The following is a 15,177-nucleotide window of genomic DNA, read 5'->3' on the forward strand; positions in this document are numbered from 1 at the left end:
GAATTGTTGTGTTTAATTGCCTGTTGCTAAGCTAGAACACTTGAAACGGACAAAATATCAACAAATCCTATTCCTTATTGGCTTTTGTTGACTTGCATTGAAAGGATGAGAAATGAGTGAACCGACATTGCGACTTGGATTAACCATGTGGTCTCACAATGACTGGCAGCACTCTTTCTACGGAAAAGGTACTAAACCTGGGGAACGCTTAGAGCGCTACGCGTCTGTATTTGATACGGTCGAAGGCAACACAACGTTTTACGCCACACCAAGCGCGAAGACTGTCACCAGTTGGAATGATTCTACCTCTGATGATTTCCGCTTTACCTTTAAACTTCCTAAATCGATTACTCATGAACGAATGCTCAACCAATGCCAAGATGAGCTTACTGCGTTCTTGCAGGTCATGGCACCTTTGCACCACAAAGTGGGTATGTGGACCATACAACTGCCAAGTAAGTTTTCACCTGCCGATCTCCCTGCCCTGCAAGCGTTCTGCACCAAGTTTCCATCTGAGATGAAGCTTGGGGTTGAAGTGAGGCATTTAGGCTTTTTCAATAAATCCGAACAAGAGCGAGTCTTCAACCAATGGCTCATGGAGCATCACATCGACCGCATTATTATGGACTCTCGCCCCGTTTTTGCCGCGGCGCCTACCACCGCAGCGGTTATTGATGCTCACGACAAAAAGCCCAAAGTACCAGTGCATGCCATTGCCACAGCGGATCATCCAATGATCCGCTTTATTGGCCACCCTGATATGGAAGCTAACTTGGCGTTTTTTAAACCCTGGGAGAAGAAACTGGAACAATGGATTGAACAAGGTAAGCAGCCCTATTTGATGATCCACACGCCTGACAATGTGGAAGCACCGGAACTGGCAATCAAGCTATATAAAGAGCTCAAAGCGTCACTAGCCGGCAACATTACTTTAAGCGATAAACCGACCTTTCCTTGTCTTCGAGATGACCATCAAATCTCCATGTTTTAGTCGCTCAAAAACCCTACGACACTGCCTGTAAAAGCAATAATGACATTTCAGGTTAAATGACGTAAAATGCGCGCCTTTTTTATTGCGTCCGTCCGAATCGGCAATGGGGAATCTTAACATGCAGAATAAAGATACTATTTTCTCTGCTCCTATCGACAGAATTGGTGATTTCACCTTTGATGAGCGAGTAGCAGAAGTCTTTCCAGATATGATCCAGCGTAGCGTACCTGGCTACAGCAACATTATTTCTGCAATTGGTATGTTGGCAGAGCGCTTTGCTAAGCCACACTCTACTATTTACGATTTGGGTTGTTCACTTGGCGCGGCAACGCTATCCATGCGCCGTAATATCAGCCAAGAAGGCTGCCAGATCATTGCCGTTGATAACTCATCAGCGATGGTTGAGCGCTGTAAGTTGCACGTCAACGCCTATCGCTCAGACACGCCAGTTGCTGTTGTCGAGGCAGACATTCGCGATATTGAAATTAAAGATGCCTCTGTTGTGGTACTTAACTTTACCCTACAGTTTCTATCGCCAGACGATCGCCGGACGCTGCTTGAAAAAATCTACGCCGGTCTGCGCCCGGGCGGCATTTTAATTCTGTCTGAGAAGTATGTGTTTGAAGATGAGAACTCAAACGAGCTCCTTATCGACCTGCATCATGACTTCAAACGCGCTAACGGCTACAGCGAACTGGAAATCAGTCAAAAGCGCAGTGCGATTGAAAATGTGATGCGTCCTGATTCAATCACAATGCACAAAGAGCGCTTTAAAGAGATCGGTTTCACCAGCTACGAAGTCTGGTTCCAATGCTTTAACTTCGGATCTATGTTCGCCATTAAGTAGTCTGCAATCTATAAATAACCTGCATACTATTTTTACCCTAGCTATTGTCACCCATTATTGTTGAGAGTTTCATGTTTAACTTTGCTAACTTTTATCAGCTCATCGCTCAAGATACCAAACTTCAGCCTTGGCTTAACATCCTGCCACAGCAACTCACCGACTGGCAGAATGCCGAGCACGGTGATTTTGACCGCTGGTTGCGTGCGCTCGCGAAGATTCCAACCGGTCAACCTGATAATGTTGAACTGAAATCGGAAGTGTCACTCGCGAACAATGAACCGCTTGCGATGGGTGAAATGAAGAAGCTAGAGAACCTGCTGCGCACCTTCCACCCGTGGCGTAAAGGCCCATATCGCGTTCACGATATTCATATCGACACCGAGTGGCGCTCTGACTGGAAGTGGGATCGCGTATTGCCGCACATTTCCCCACTTAAAAACCGTTCAGTATTGGATGTGGGCTGCGGCAATGGTTACCACATGTGGCGCATGCTAGGTGAAGGCGCGCGTCTTTGTGTGGGTATCGACCCTTCACATCTATTCCTAGTGCAGTTTGAAGCAATTCGTAAGCTGATGGGCGACGACCAGCGCACGCACCTTTTACCATTAGGTATCGAGCAGCTTCCGGAACTTCGAGCATTTGATACGGTATTTAGCATGGGTGTTTTGTACCACCGCCGCTCTCCTCTTGATCATCTGATCCAATTGAAGAACCAGTTGGTCGCGGGCGGTGAGCTCGTATTAGAGACCTTAGTTATCGACGGTGATGAAAATGCCGTGCTTGTCCCCGTCGATCGCTACGCGCAAATGCGTAATGTGTACTTCTTCCCATCTGCGCGCGCGCTAAAAGTATGGTTAGAAAAAGTTGGCTTTGTGAATGTTCGTATTGTAGATGAAAACGTTACCTCTACAGAGGAGCAGCGTACCACAGGTTGGATGACACATAATTCACTCCCTGAATACTTAGATCCTAACGACCCAAGCAAAACTGTCGAAGGGTATCCAGCACCTAGACGCGCTGTGTTAGTCGCTGAAAACCCAAACAAATAGTCTCAATCTTTGAGAAATTGTTGCCAAATACAGCAACTTTGACCGAGCTTTTATAAGTCTGACGCAGCTCTGACAATAGGGAGTATCGCACTCCCTATTGGTTACGATAAAATCCCTAGCCTTCCAGTTCCATTTTATTGTTTTTTAGGGTTTAAGATGTATAAACGCTTGGCATCTCTTGTCGCCATCGGCCTACTTTCGGGTTGTTCTACAGTCAATCACCAAGAACTTCATCAAAACACCATCAGCGCAATTCAAGAATCTGAAGCGCGCCTCGACAACAAACTGACTAACCTTACACTGCAGTTAAGCAACAACGCTGACTACATTGATAGCTTAGAAACCGAAGTCATCGCACTCACTAAAGAAGTCGAAGCTTTGAAGCAGGCACAACTTGGCGAAGAACAAGCTGAAAAGCAAAATAAGCCACTGCCAATTATCGCTCCTAAATCCTCCTCTTCTACTCCTGTTGTTTTAGGCTCCGTCGAACAAGTCCACCTCGATATACTCGACCGCAGTTTTGATGCGCGTGTGGATACCGGCGCGGTGACTTCTTCACTCAGTGCATCGGATATTCAAGGATTCGAAAGAGATGGTAAGCAGTGGGTAAAATTCAAACTTCTTGATGATAAGTCCCGCAAAGAAAATGATCGCTGGATAGAAGCGCCAGTAATTCGATATGTGAAAATTCGTCAGTCAACCAGTGAAAAAATGGAACGTAGAGCGGTGGTTGAACTTTGGATCCGTGTTGGAAAAATCCATGAAAAAGCTCAATTTACACTGGCAGATCGCTCACAAATGACCCACCCTATATTACTAGGAAGAGAATTTATCAAAGATATTGCTTTAGTTGATGTAAGTCAGCAATATATACTTTCATCTAACAAGTAGTTTTCTTTAAAATAACACCTCCTTCAGGGAAGCAATTACAATAATAAGGTTGTTTATGACTTCACGTATTCCATTTTTCCTATCTGTAGGATTACTCATTGCAGCGGGTATCGCGCTGAGTGTCATCAGACACGATACCTACGGCGTACCATGGACTCCAGGCGAAACTCGCCAAGTATGGGACATTGAGGCTCGTGTCGAGTTTAATGCAATTGGTAAACCGGCCAAGGTTTCACTCGCAGCACCATACACTCAAGAAGGATTCACACTTATTGGCGAATCAGCCTCTTCTCCAGGTTACGGTGTCTCATATGTCGATTCTGATGCAGGTCGCCGTGCAGAGTGGTCAATCCGCGAGGCACAAGGTCCGCAAACCATCTACTACAAAACCCAATTTCTTGTGGACGACCAAGCGCTGGCAAGCTCTACTCCTCCAGCGGAAGACGTGATTAAGCCAACCTTTGATGGCCCAGAAGAAGCCGCAGCTGTTGCCCTGATGGATCGCGCTCAATCTCGCTCCTCTGACAACATCACCTTCACACGCGAGCTTATCAAAGCACTGAACGATGGTGATAGCCAAAACTCTGCACTTATTCTTAACAACATGACCAAACTTCAAGCCGCTGCAAAACTGCTGGCGTTTGCTGAAGTACCAAGCAAGGTTGTGGGCGTTATCGAACTGGAAGATGGTCGTCGACGTCAATCTATTCAACAAATGTTGAGTGTGTGGGACGGTGCTAAGTGGCAAATCTTCTCTCCAGAATCCACAGAAGGTAAAAAACAAGCCAATCTGCTTGTTTGGGACGAATCTAACGTATCGCTACTTGATGTTGTTGGCGGTAAAGACAGTAAAGTTCACTTCACTATGATCGCTCAAGAGGTATCTCCTCAAGAAGCAACGAACAGTAAAGTGGATTCTGACGGTCTGTTGAACTTCTCAATTCATAGCCTGCCTCTTGAAGAGCAAGCCATGTTTAAAACCATCATGCTGATTCCAATCGGCGCGCTGATTGTCGTGTTCCTACGTATTCTGATTGGTCTAAAGACCTCTGGTACCTTCATGCCGGTACTGATTGCGGTGGCGTTCGTACAAACTCAGCTAGTAACCGGTATTGTTGGTTTCCTATTGATTGTCGGTACGGGTCTGGTAATTCGTAGCTATCTATCCAAGCTCAATCTGTTGCTCGTCGCTCGGATATCCGCGGTAATCATTACCGTAATCTTGATTATCTCTGTCTTTACGGTTGTCGCATTTAAGATTGGTCTGACAGAAGGTCTATCCATTACCTTCTTCCCAATGATTATCCTTTCTTGGACAATCGAACGTATGTCTATCCTTTGGGAAGAAGAGGGAGCGAAGGAAGTTGTGTTGCAAGGTGGTGGTTCGCTACTCACCGCGGTACTTGTCTACCTAGCGATGACCAACCCTTACATTCAGCACCTAACGTTTAACTTTATCGGTCTGCAGCTGGTTATCCTTGGCGGTATCTTGCTACTAGGTACTTACACAGGTTACCGACTCACTGAACTGCGTCGCTTTAAACCACTGACGGAGGACTAATCTATGCTTGGAAAGCTAACCAGTCCTTTTAAGCTTCGTGATCGCGGCATCATGGGTATGAACCAACGTAACCATGGTTATATCGGTAAATACAACGACCGCTCAAAGTATCCACTTGTGGATGACAAGCTAAAAACCAAAATCATTGCAGAGAAAGCTGGCGCGACAACGCCAGCTCTAATCGGCGTCGTTAACAACCAAGCGGAAGCAAAACACATCCATGCTATGGTTAAAGATTGGCCCGGCTTTGTGATTAAGCCAGCGCAAGGCAGTGGTGGTAAAGGCATTTTGGTGATAGTGAGCCACAAGGATGGCGTTTACACTAAGCCCTCTGGTGCGACAATTAACAAAGAAGATGTTGAGCGTCACATCAGTAACACTCTTGCAGGTCTGTTCTCACTTGGTGGTAAGAACGATGTTGCCGTGGTTGAAAACCTGATTAAGTTTGACGACTGCTTTGATGGCTTTAGTTATGAAGGTGTGCCAGACGTTCGTATTATTGTATTCCAGGGCTACCCTGTTATGGCGATGATGCGTTTGTCTACTTCAGCCTCTGACGGCAAAGCGAACCTTCACCAAGGCGCTGTCGGTGTAGGTATCGACATTGCGACCGGCAAAGCAGTGCGTGCGGTACAGTTTGACCGCCCTGTCACCCTTCACCCTGATACAGGCAAAGAGCTTGCAACACTCGCCGTTCCTCATTGGAAACGACTGCTCACGCTTGCCTCTAGCGCGTATGAAATGACAGGCCTAGGTTACATGGGAACGGACATGGTTCTCGATAAAGAAGAAGGTCCAATGGTACTTGAGCTTAACGCGCGTCCAGGACTTGCGATTCAAATTGCTAACGGCTGTGGTATTTTACCAAGGCTACAGCACATCGAGTCATTGGGTACGCCAAATCCCTTTGAATATCCTAGTCCAGAAGAACGTGTCGAGTACGCAGCGAAAATGTTCGGTCACGCCGAAGACGCTTAAATGAACTCGTCAATCTGCTCGTCAATCTGAAAGCATCTACAAAGCGCTCCTCACCCTGAGCGCTTTGTTTTTTCTATAAAGTGCTCTCAAAAACCTTGTCCTAAAACATTAGCCACTTCTAAACCCTGGCGATCAAGCTCACACTTTCCATTCGCCCCCTCAAAACTATTCCAAACGATTCAAATAGAAATATAAATCAATTAATTCAGTTGGTTAGCCAAATTAAGTCAAAAATACCAAAACCATTCACATTCACCACTTCAATTCCAGCTTTTATAAAACCTCTCATCGCAACGACATTACCACGACAATTCAGACACTTAACTAACAATTAGACTGTTTTAGTACTGCGTATCTCCTTAACATCCGTGTCGTGACGTTTTTTCGATATAAATTGATATTTGTATCATTTCACTCAGTGGTTTAGGTCTTTGCGTCTAGGATGCTCGCGCCTAAATGATGCAATAGAACCATCACTGTTTCGCAAACTTCGGGGGCTATAGCCAAAAGCGGTGCTCATCAATCGCCCACTTTTACTGCCCCGGGTTTGCACGTCGGAGATCTTTATGACCAAAACCGCAATAAGCACCGCCCTCTCGCTTTCACTTCTTTTTCTTTCTGGATGTGGTGCTGAACAAAATACCGATTTACTGCCGTCTTCTGTTGAAGTCAGCACCGTCGCTGTCACTCAAAGCGATGTGTTTCCAACGACTGAATATGTTGGCCGAACTCGTGCTCCTGAAGATGTACAAATTCGCCCATTGGTTTCTGGTCGATTGATCACCAAAGCGGTCGCGGAAGGTGCGGACGTGAAAAAAGGTGAGCTTTTATACGAACTCGACCCACAGCCATTTCAAGTACGTTTAAATGCCGCCAAAGCCGAGCTTGCTAAAACAAAAGCGAAAATGCTCCAGGCGCAGCGCACACTGCAGCGCGCCGTCAAGCTTTATAAAGAAGGCTCTCTTTCTCCTCTTGAGTTCGAAGAAGTCGAGCTAGAAGAAACCACTTCCATTGCTGCATTTGAGATCGCTAAATCTGAGTTCGATAACGCGCAGCTTGAACTGAACTGGACCAAGATCTACAGCCCTATCGATGGCCGTGTCAGCAATTCTGTTTACAGCATCGGTGACATTGTGACACCAGAAGGCCAACCACTGACGACAGTGGTTAAGCTCGATACCACTTGGGTGAATATCGCAGTAAACGAAACCTCGGGTCTTGCTGAGTTTCAAGAAGCCATGCTACTTGATGAAAAACACGCTAGCGACTTTGAAGTGCACTTGAAACTCGCGAACGGTGCAACCTATCCATACCTTGGCCAAGTCGGCTTCGTCGATAACCGTGTGGACGTTGAAACCGGCACCATCACGGTTCGCCTTAATTTCCCGAACCCGGACTTACTGCTACTGCCAGGCCAATACGTCACTGTTGAAGTCGTCGATGACTCACTCACGCCACTGTCTGTACCAAGCGAATCGGTTCAGTTCGACCAAGGAGGTCACTTTGTCTATGTTGTCGATAGCAAAAACCTTATCGAAAAGCGCTATATCAAGTGGTACCAGCAACTAGACGCAGTTTTCCTTGTAGAATCTGGTGTCGAAGCGGGAGAGCAGGTTGTAAGCGAAGGTTTGCAAAAAATAAAACCTGGCTCAAGCGTATCTACCAACATTACTGATAGCTCGACTGTAGCTAGCGCAACAACTGAGGGCTAACGCATGGTTGAGTATTTCATTCGTCGCCCTAAGTTTGCCATTGTACTGAGCATCATCATGACCATTATTGGTCTAATTGCGCTGCTCAAGGCACCGGTCGAACAGTACCCTAACGTTGCCCCACCGGAGATCGAAGTCTCCACCGAATTTACCGGAGCAAACGCCGAAGTACTGCGTGACACGGTTGCAACTGAAATTGAGAAAGAAGTCAACGGTGTAGAGGGCATGATATACATGCGCTCTAAATCTGCCAGTGATGGAAACTACATTCTCACAGTTGCGTTCGAAGTGGGCTTTGATGCTGACAAAGCGCAAATTCTAGTTCAGAACCGCGTTAACCGCGCTATGGCAAAACTTCCGGAGGAAGTGAAACGCTCTGGTGTTAAAGTTGAAAAGACCGCGTCTAACATCATGATGGCTGTGATGGTGCACTCACCTGACCAATCCAAAGATGGCCTGTTCCTCAACAACTACGCCAACATGAACATCAAAGACGAGCTGGCACGTGTTAATGGCGTGTCTAAGGTTCGCAATATTGGTGACATGGAATACGCAATGCGTATTTGGCTCGATCCACTGAAGATGGCAAGTCTTGGCATTGTGCCAGAAGACGTCGCTAGTGCGATTGGTGAGCAAAACGTGATTCGCCCTGCAGGTAGCGTTGGCGCAGCGCCTTACGCCACTGAAACTTCACCGTTCCAAATGGTGGTGCGCACAGAAGGCCGCCTTCGCCATGAACAGCAATTTGAAGACATTGTCGTCAAAGCCGATACCTCAGGTAAGCTGGTTCGCATCTCCGACCTTGGACGCGTAGAGCTTGGCTCACAACAGTACATTGTAAAAGCGATGTACGACCAATCGGATGCTGCCTTACTCGCCATCTATCAAGCGCCTGGCGCCAACGCACTAGAGATATCGGAAGGCATTTACGCCAAGATGGAAGAGCTCAAATCGCGCTTCCCCCAAGGTATTGATTACCAAATTCCATATAACCAAACCGAGTTTGTTAAAGTATCCATCGCCGAAGTTATGGAAACGCTTGTGATTGCCATTATCTTGGTGACCGCAGTGACTTACATTTTTCTACAAGATTGGCGTACGACTATCATCCCTGTGATTGCCATTCCTGTTTCGGTTATTGCGACATTTGCGGTTATGCAAGCGATGGGCATGTCAATGAACATGCTAACACTGCTGGGCTTGGTACTTTCTATTGGTGCAGTGGTGGATGCTGCGATCATCGTCGTGGAAAACGTTGAGCGCTTGATGGCAGAAGAAGATCTTTCTGCCATGGATGCCACTATCAAAGCGATGCAAGAAGTCACAGGGCCTATCCTGGCCTCTGCCTTAGTGCTGTTCGCGGTATTTGGTCCCGTGACTATGATGCCAGGACTGACTGGTCAGCTTTATCAGCAGTTTGGTATTACGCTTTCGGTCTCGATTGCGATTTCTACTGTCAACGCTCTTACGTTGACGCCTGCACTTGCCGCAATTTTGATGCGTCCGGGCGGTCCCAAACCGGGCAAATGGTTGCAAGCCTTCAACAAATATTTAGATAAGGCAACGGCAGGGCTTGGTAACACCGTCACGCTGATGATTAAGCGACTCACACTTAGCATGATTGGCTTTGGCGTAATGATCATTGCCATTGTGCTTATGGGCTATAAGATGCCAAGCGGCTTCTTACCCGATGAGGACTCCGGCAACTTCTTTGTCAATATTGAGCTGCCTCAAGCAGCTTCACTGGCGCGTACCGAGCAGATCACCCGTGATGCCATTGAGATGGTTCTTCAAGAACAAGGCGTAGCAAGCGTGGTATCTGCGCCGGGCTTTAGCTTGCTTGGCAACGCAGCGGCGTCGAACTCTGCAATGATGATCGTTAATCTCGACCACTGGTCTGAGCGTACCGATGCCAACTTGCACATGAAAGCCATCATGGGACGAGTACAGGACAAGCTCAACCAAATCAAAAATGCCGATATCATTAGCTTCTTCGCGCCGCCAATTCCCGCGCTTGGTATGAATTCTGGCTTCGAAATGCGCCTTGAAGATACCTTGGGACGCTCTCCTGCAGAGCTTGCCGCTGTAGGCGATGAATTAATGGCGAAAGCGATGGCACATCCAGCTATTGATTTTACTTACACCATGTTCCGCGCTAACACGCCACAAGTTGAGGTAAAGCTGAAACGAGATAAAATCAAATCGACCAATGTGGATTTGCAATCAGTCTACATGACGCTTCAAACCTACCTTGGTGGTTTGTATGTGAACGATTTCACTGAGTTTGGTCGTAACTATAAGGTGTTCTTGCAGTCGGAAGCACAAAGCCGCTCAGACAGCAGTGACATCTCGAGCTACTACGTGCGCTCAAACGATGGAAAAATGGTGCCGCTCAACTCGCTTATCGAGATCAGCAATGTGCTAGGTGCTGAAGCGGTAGAGCGTTTCAACCTCTACAGTTCATTGATGATTAATGGTGTCGCAGCACCAGGATACAGCTCAGGTCAGGCAGTGGCGGCAATGGCAAGTATTGCGGATAGCTCCTTACCTAGTGGTTACAAGTACGATTGGTCCGGCTTAACCTATCAAGAGCAAAAAGCAGGCAACGCAGCACCGATTATGTTTGGTATGGCGATGCTGTTTACCTTCCTGTTCTTGGTGGCGCAATATGAGTCATGGGTGACGCCACTGGCGATTATTCTTTGCGTGCCGACCGCCGTTTTTGGCGCTCTGTTCCACACTTGGATTATGGGCGGTGACATCAATATCTACACCCAAGTAGGCTTGGTACTCATGGTTGGTATGGCAAGTCGAAATGCGATATTGATTGTCGAATTTGCCAAAGAGCTACGTGAAACTCAGGGTGTGTCGATTGTCGATGCTGCCGTCTCTGCGACTAAACTGCGTTTTCGTGCGGTGTTGATGACGGCCTTCTCATTCATTCTAGGCGTTGTGCCTTTGGTGATTGCGACCGGTGCCGGTGACGGTGCTCGCCGCGCGGTGGGCTACAGTACTTTTGGCGGCATGCTGGCTGCAACAGTACTGGGCTGCTTGGTTGTGCCTGTTGTGTGGGTCATGCTTCAGCGCATGCGAGAGCGATTTGGCAAAGTGAACATCGCAGCCGAGAAAGTCGCCTAACCAAAAGAGCTGATTGAAGATTCCCCTACTTTCAATCACGAAAAAGGCGCACTCTTGAGAAGTGCGCCTTTTGTGTTTTGATTGTCCCGCTCTGAGTTGTTTTACACTTTGAACTGATTCATCAGTGATTGCTGCGTATCCGACAGCGTATTGATCTCTTGCCCCACCTTTTCGGCTTCACCGGCGTTTTCAAGGATCTTCGCGCTCAAATCACGAATGTTACTCACGTTCTGGTTCACTTCACTCGATACGGATTGTTGCTCTTCTGCTGCGCGAACAATTTGTGAGTTCATGTCGTTGATAGCAGAGATCGACTCAAAAATGCGGCTCAGTGCGGATACCGCTTGCTGAACATGATTTGATGTTGAGTCCGCAAGGTTAGAGCTCTCTTGCATAGCCGCAACCACATCTGCCGTGCCTTTTTGAACGCGTTCGATGACTTGCTGAATTTCACCTACCGAGTCTTGTGTACGACTCGCAAGGCTACGAACCTCATCAGCAACAACAGCAAAACCACGACCCTGCTCACCAGCACGCGCAGCTTCGATAGCAGCATTAAGTGCAAGTAGGTTGGTTTGTTCAGAAATGCCTTCAATCACCGCCAAAATCTCGGTGATATTGGCGTTATTTTTGGCAAGCTCTTCCACTACTGGCACAGTCACTTTCATCTGCTCAACCAAGCGAACCATTTCACTCGCTGATAGCTCCGCCACTTCTTGACCTTGACTTGCCGATTCATTGGCTGTTGATGCCGCTTCTACCGCCACTTCCGCATTTTGAACCACCAACGCGGCTGTTTGCGTCATCTCTTCTGATGCGGTTGCGACTAGGTCTACTTCGCGAAACTGCGCTTCACTGCTCTCTCTTGTTGCGATTGCGGTTTGGTTCGCTGATTCAGCAGTGCCACTGATTTTCTCCGTGGTCACGGCCACTTGCTGGATTGTGATTTGCAGTTTGGCTAGAAACGCATTGAATTGTTTCGCTAGTTGGCCAATTTCGTCTTGTGATTTCACATCCAAACGTTGGGTAAGATCGCCTTCACCGCTGGCAATATCCTCTAGGCGGACAACCACTTCACGAATTGGCTTCACCAGACGCGATGACATTACGCTAATAATGATTAAGCCAACGAGAACGAAACCTGTCCCGACGATGACCTCAAATACAATACCATCACTTAACTGCTGAGAAATAATGCTATCTAGAGTAATCGCATCGTGAAGGACGCTATCACGTGGCATATCAAAGAATACACCCCAAGTTTGGTTGGCAATACTTACTGGGCTAAACACAGTTAACCATTGATTGTCAGCACTCCATAGTGTCTCAGCTTGCTCACCAAACATTAGGTCAGTAATTTGGTCTGCGCTTAGTACCTGACTTTGGTAACGAGAGCCTGCCGCGATATCTGTATTGTCACTGGCAATGACGCTTTCATCTAAGCTGATAATGTTGACGTGACCGCTGCCATTAAACAGACTGGAATCCGAATCAAGCACCGTTTTCGCCAGCTGAGTTAGCTGTAAATCAATACCTAAAAAGCCAATCACTTGGTTATCAACGTCAATAGGCAGTGACAAAGAAGAAGTCAGATGCTGGGCTTCACCAACTTGGGTAAGCCTAGGTGTGCTCACACACGCAGCGCCACTTGCTAATGGGCAGTAAAAACGCTCGGCATTTTCCATCGCGTTTTGAATCTGTTTAGTTAGCACCGTACGGACTGCGTTTTCACCCGTTGCAGCAATTTGCCAATACGTCGCAAACTGACCGATTTCGTTGGAACCTACGTAATCGGCTCCCTCATAGTTGCTGTCCTCGCCGTCGAGTTGATTTGGCTTAAATACCAAGTACGCGCCTTGTATGGAGGGAAACTGAATCACGGCCTGACGTACCATCTCATCCAGTGCCACTCGCAAGTCTTCACTTGGCAAGAAGTTCTCTTCGGCGTTGAACTTTTGAAACTTGGCGTTCGCAATCAGCATTTCGGCTCGGTAGACCGCTTCATCGAAGTAGGCTTTTACTTCGCGAGCGTTGATCTCAGCTTGCGCTTCTAACAGTGCCTGAGATTTCTCAGAAACTGACTGTGAGCTCATAGCTTGAATCGACTGCTGGCTATTAACGGCGTTATAAAGTGAAAAGCCAATTAAGGCGATAGAGGTGAACAGCAAGCATAAGCCTGCTAGTACCGTGATTTTCCACTGCACGGAGAGAGTTCGCATAGTACATCCTTTTTGCAAACGGGGAGCATGTATTGTTTTTGTATCGACCGAGGGTCTTATTTATTGAGCGTTTTATTACAGCATTTTTACATCTTTAGCTCAACCTAGATATTGCTGTCTTTAAAGTAATTCGATGGATGTGTTTGAGCCAGAATGCTAGTATTTTGCTTTCGATTCAAAAATCACAGGATTAGTGAGAAATGAAAGTCATCAGCTTTAATATCAATGGTCTGCGCGCAAGACTGCATCAACTGCAAGCCCTAATTGACAAGCATCAGCCAGATGTCATCGGTCTTCAAGAAATCAAAGTTCACGATGAAGCCTTCCCAGTCGAAGCCGTTGAAGAGATGGGCTACAAAGTTTACTTTCACGGTCAAAAAGCACACTACGGTGTGGCTATGCTTTGCAAGAAAGAGCCTATTTCGGTGCAAAAAGGTTTTCCAACCGATAACGAAGACCATCAGAAGCGTATGATCATGGCGACGTTTGAGGATGAGAATGGAGAGAAAGTCACGGTACTTAACGGTTACTTCCCTCAAGGTGACAACATCGCACACGAGACGAAATACCCGTACAAGCGTGAGTTCTACCAAGATTTGATGACTTACCTTAACGGGTACCACAACAATGACGAGCAAGTCATCGTGATGGGTGACATTAACATCAGCCCAATCGATCTTGATATTGGTATCGGTGAGCCTAACCGTAAGCGTTGGCTGAAAACAGGCAAGTGTTCATTCCAACCGGAAGAGCGTAAGTGGCTAAAAACGCTACTTGATTGGGGCTTCGTGGACACCTTCCGTCAACTTCACCCAGATGCTGACGACAAGTTCTCATGGTTTGATTACCGCTCTCGCGGATTTGATGACAATCGCGGTCTTCGCATTGATGTAGTTTTAGCAACACCAAGCCTCGCAGCAAAGTGTGTGGAAGCGGACATCGATTACGAGCTACGCGGCATTGAAAAGCCGTCTGATCACGCGCCGATTTGGTCTACCTTCTCGTAATTTGCCGTTTAGCCGAATAAAGAAAGTATAAAGGGGGCGATATCCAATGATATCGCCCCCTTTCTTTTGTCTTAACGCTGACTCTTTTTGGCTTAAGTGCTACTGAGAGCCAAGCGGCCTCATATACGCCAAGAAACGTTTTTCAGCCTTCTTAAAGCACCACAGAATAATAAACGTCAGTGCCATATAGAACATACCCGCCGCCAAGAACGACTCAAATGGCGCGTAGTAACGAGAGTTCACCAAACGAGCAGCCCCCGTTAGATCCATAATGGTCACGATACCAGCCACGGCGGATCCGTGAAGCATAAAGATCACTTCGTTACTGTAAGCAGGAAGTGCACGTCTTAATGCCGATGGCAAAATGATACGGCAATATGTTTTCCAAGTGCTCATGCCATATGCCTTTGCCGCTTCAACTTCACCACGTGGCAAGCCGTTGATGGCACCACGGATAATTTCCGCGGTATAAGCAGAAGTATTAAGCACAAATGCCACCAGCGCGCAGAACCAGGCATGCTCCCAAAGGGTATCTTTCACTGGGAAAAATTGATCCATACCGTAATAAATCAGGTAAAGCTGAACCAGCAGCGGTGTGCCACGGAAGAAGTAGATAAAGCCCCATGAAGGCAAACTTAACAAGTAATTGTCGCTGTTACGTGCTATCGCAAGTGGGATGGCAACACACAAGCCAATGACAAGTGCTGATAGCACCAGCCAAACTGTGGTCCAAAGGCCATCAAAATAGATAGGCAAGCTGTCGATAATCAGAGAAAAGTCCATA

The 15,177-nt window shown here is 47.1% G+C and carries 11 protein-coding genes; 9 read left to right on the forward strand and 2 right to left on the reverse strand.

The window, feature by feature from the left end; translation table 11 throughout:
- Nucleotides 1-112: 112 nt before the first annotated feature.
- From PG915_RS10910 to PG915_RS10945, 8 genes are all read left to right on the forward strand, one after another.
- Nucleotides 113-991 carry a DUF72 domain-containing protein gene (locus PG915_RS10910; protein WP_353496553.1) on the forward strand — a complete coding sequence of 293 codons (879 nt, stop codon included), beginning with the start codon at nucleotides 113-115 and terminating at the stop codon, nucleotides 989-991.
- Between the two features lie 118 nt (nucleotides 992-1,109).
- Nucleotides 1,110-1,838 (forward strand): carboxy-S-adenosyl-L-methionine synthase CmoA, encoded by a 729-nt coding sequence (gene cmoA, locus PG915_RS10915; RefSeq protein WP_353496554.1) that lies wholly within the window; start codon nucleotides 1,110-1,112, stop codon nucleotides 1,836-1,838.
- Nucleotides 1,839-1,909: 71 nt separating this feature from the next.
- A complete protein-coding gene (gene cmoB, locus PG915_RS10920; RefSeq protein WP_353496555.1) occupies nucleotides 1,910-2,887 on the forward strand; it encodes a tRNA 5-methoxyuridine(34)/uridine 5-oxyacetic acid(34) synthase CmoB in 978 nt (325 codons plus the stop codon).
- A gap of 156 nt (nucleotides 2,888-3,043) precedes the next feature.
- Nucleotides 3,044-3,778 carry an ATP-dependent zinc protease gene (locus PG915_RS10925; RefSeq protein WP_353496556.1) on the forward strand — a complete coding sequence of 245 codons (735 nt, stop codon included), beginning with the start codon at nucleotides 3,044-3,046 and terminating at the stop codon, nucleotides 3,776-3,778.
- A gap of 55 nt (nucleotides 3,779-3,833) precedes the next feature.
- A complete protein-coding gene (locus PG915_RS10930; RefSeq protein ID WP_353496557.1) occupies nucleotides 3,834-5,339 on the forward strand; it encodes an inactive transglutaminase family protein in 1,506 nt (501 codons plus the stop codon).
- 3 nt (nucleotides 5,340-5,342) lie between these two features.
- Nucleotides 5,343-6,317: an alpha-L-glutamate ligase-like protein gene (locus PG915_RS10935; RefSeq protein ID WP_353496558.1), complete on the forward strand. Its 975-nt coding sequence runs from the start codon at nucleotides 5,343-5,345 to the stop codon at nucleotides 6,315-6,317.
- Between the two features lie 566 nt (nucleotides 6,318-6,883).
- A complete protein-coding gene (locus PG915_RS10940) occupies nucleotides 6,884-8,029 on the forward strand; it encodes an efflux RND transporter periplasmic adaptor subunit (protein WP_353496559.1) in 1,146 nt (381 codons plus the stop codon).
- Nucleotides 8,030-8,032: 3 nt separating this feature from the next.
- Nucleotides 8,033-11,167, forward strand: coding sequence for an efflux RND transporter permease subunit (locus PG915_RS10945; RefSeq protein ID WP_353496560.1), 3,135 nt, complete (start codon nucleotides 8,033-8,035; stop codon nucleotides 11,165-11,167).
- A gap of 101 nt (nucleotides 11,168-11,268) precedes the next feature.
- On the opposite strand, the gene PG915_RS10950 is transcribed toward PG915_RS10945, so the two are convergent.
- Nucleotides 11,269-13,386, reverse strand: a complete 2,118-nt coding sequence (locus PG915_RS10950; RefSeq protein ID WP_353496561.1) for a methyl-accepting chemotaxis protein — start codon at nucleotides 13,384-13,386, stop codon at nucleotides 11,269-11,271.
- A gap of 200 nt (nucleotides 13,387-13,586) precedes the next feature.
- Between PG915_RS10950 and xthA the strand changes: the two genes are divergently transcribed.
- A complete protein-coding gene (gene xthA, locus PG915_RS10955) occupies nucleotides 13,587-14,393 on the forward strand; it encodes an exodeoxyribonuclease III (protein WP_353496562.1) in 807 nt (268 codons plus the stop codon).
- A 99-nt stretch (nucleotides 14,394-14,492) separates the two neighbouring features.
- On the opposite strand, the gene PG915_RS10960 is transcribed toward xthA, so the two are convergent.
- Nucleotides 14,493-15,176: an ABC transporter permease gene (locus PG915_RS10960; RefSeq protein ID WP_353496563.1), complete on the reverse strand. Its 684-nt coding sequence runs from the start codon at nucleotides 15,174-15,176 to the stop codon at nucleotides 14,493-14,495.
- Nucleotide 15,177 lies beyond the last annotated feature (1 nt).

The sequence above is a fragment of the Vibrio sp. CB1-14 genome (assembly GCF_040412085.2).
Lineage (GTDB): Bacteria > Pseudomonadota > Gammaproteobacteria > Enterobacterales > Vibrionaceae > Vibrio > Vibrio chaetopteri.

What these genes read in the sequence shown, in the direction of transcription:
- PG915_RS10910 (WP_353496553.1), top strand. Translation starts at nt 113, where the DNA reads ATGAGTGAACCGACATTGCGACTTGGATTAACCATGTGGTCTCACAAT.
- cmoA (WP_353496554.1), top strand. Translation starts at nt 1,110, where the DNA reads ATGCAGAATAAAGATACTATTTTCTCTGCTCCTATCGACAGAATTGGT.
- cmoB (WP_353496555.1), top strand. Translation starts at nt 1,910, where the DNA reads ATGTTTAACTTTGCTAACTTTTATCAGCTCATCGCTCAAGATACCAAA.
- PG915_RS10925 (WP_353496556.1), top strand. Translation starts at nt 3,044, where the DNA reads ATGTATAAACGCTTGGCATCTCTTGTCGCCATCGGCCTACTTTCGGGT.
- PG915_RS10930 (WP_353496557.1), top strand. Translation starts at nt 3,834, where the DNA reads ATGACTTCACGTATTCCATTTTTCCTATCTGTAGGATTACTCATTGCA.
- PG915_RS10935 (WP_353496558.1), top strand. Translation starts at nt 5,343, where the DNA reads ATGCTTGGAAAGCTAACCAGTCCTTTTAAGCTTCGTGATCGCGGCATC.
- PG915_RS10940 (WP_353496559.1), top strand. Translation starts at nt 6,884, where the DNA reads ATGACCAAAACCGCAATAAGCACCGCCCTCTCGCTTTCACTTCTTTTT.
- PG915_RS10945 (WP_353496560.1), top strand. Translation starts at nt 8,033, where the DNA reads ATGGTTGAGTATTTCATTCGTCGCCCTAAGTTTGCCATTGTACTGAGC.
- PG915_RS10950 (WP_353496561.1), bottom strand. Translation starts at nt 13,386, where the DNA reads ATGCGAACTCTCTCCGTGCAGTGGAAAATCACGGTACTAGCAGGCTTA.
- xthA (WP_353496562.1), top strand. Translation starts at nt 13,587, where the DNA reads ATGAAAGTCATCAGCTTTAATATCAATGGTCTGCGCGCAAGACTGCAT.
- PG915_RS10960 (WP_353496563.1), bottom strand. Translation starts at nt 15,176, where the DNA reads ATGGACTTTTCTCTGATTATCGACAGCTTGCCTATCTATTTTGATGGC.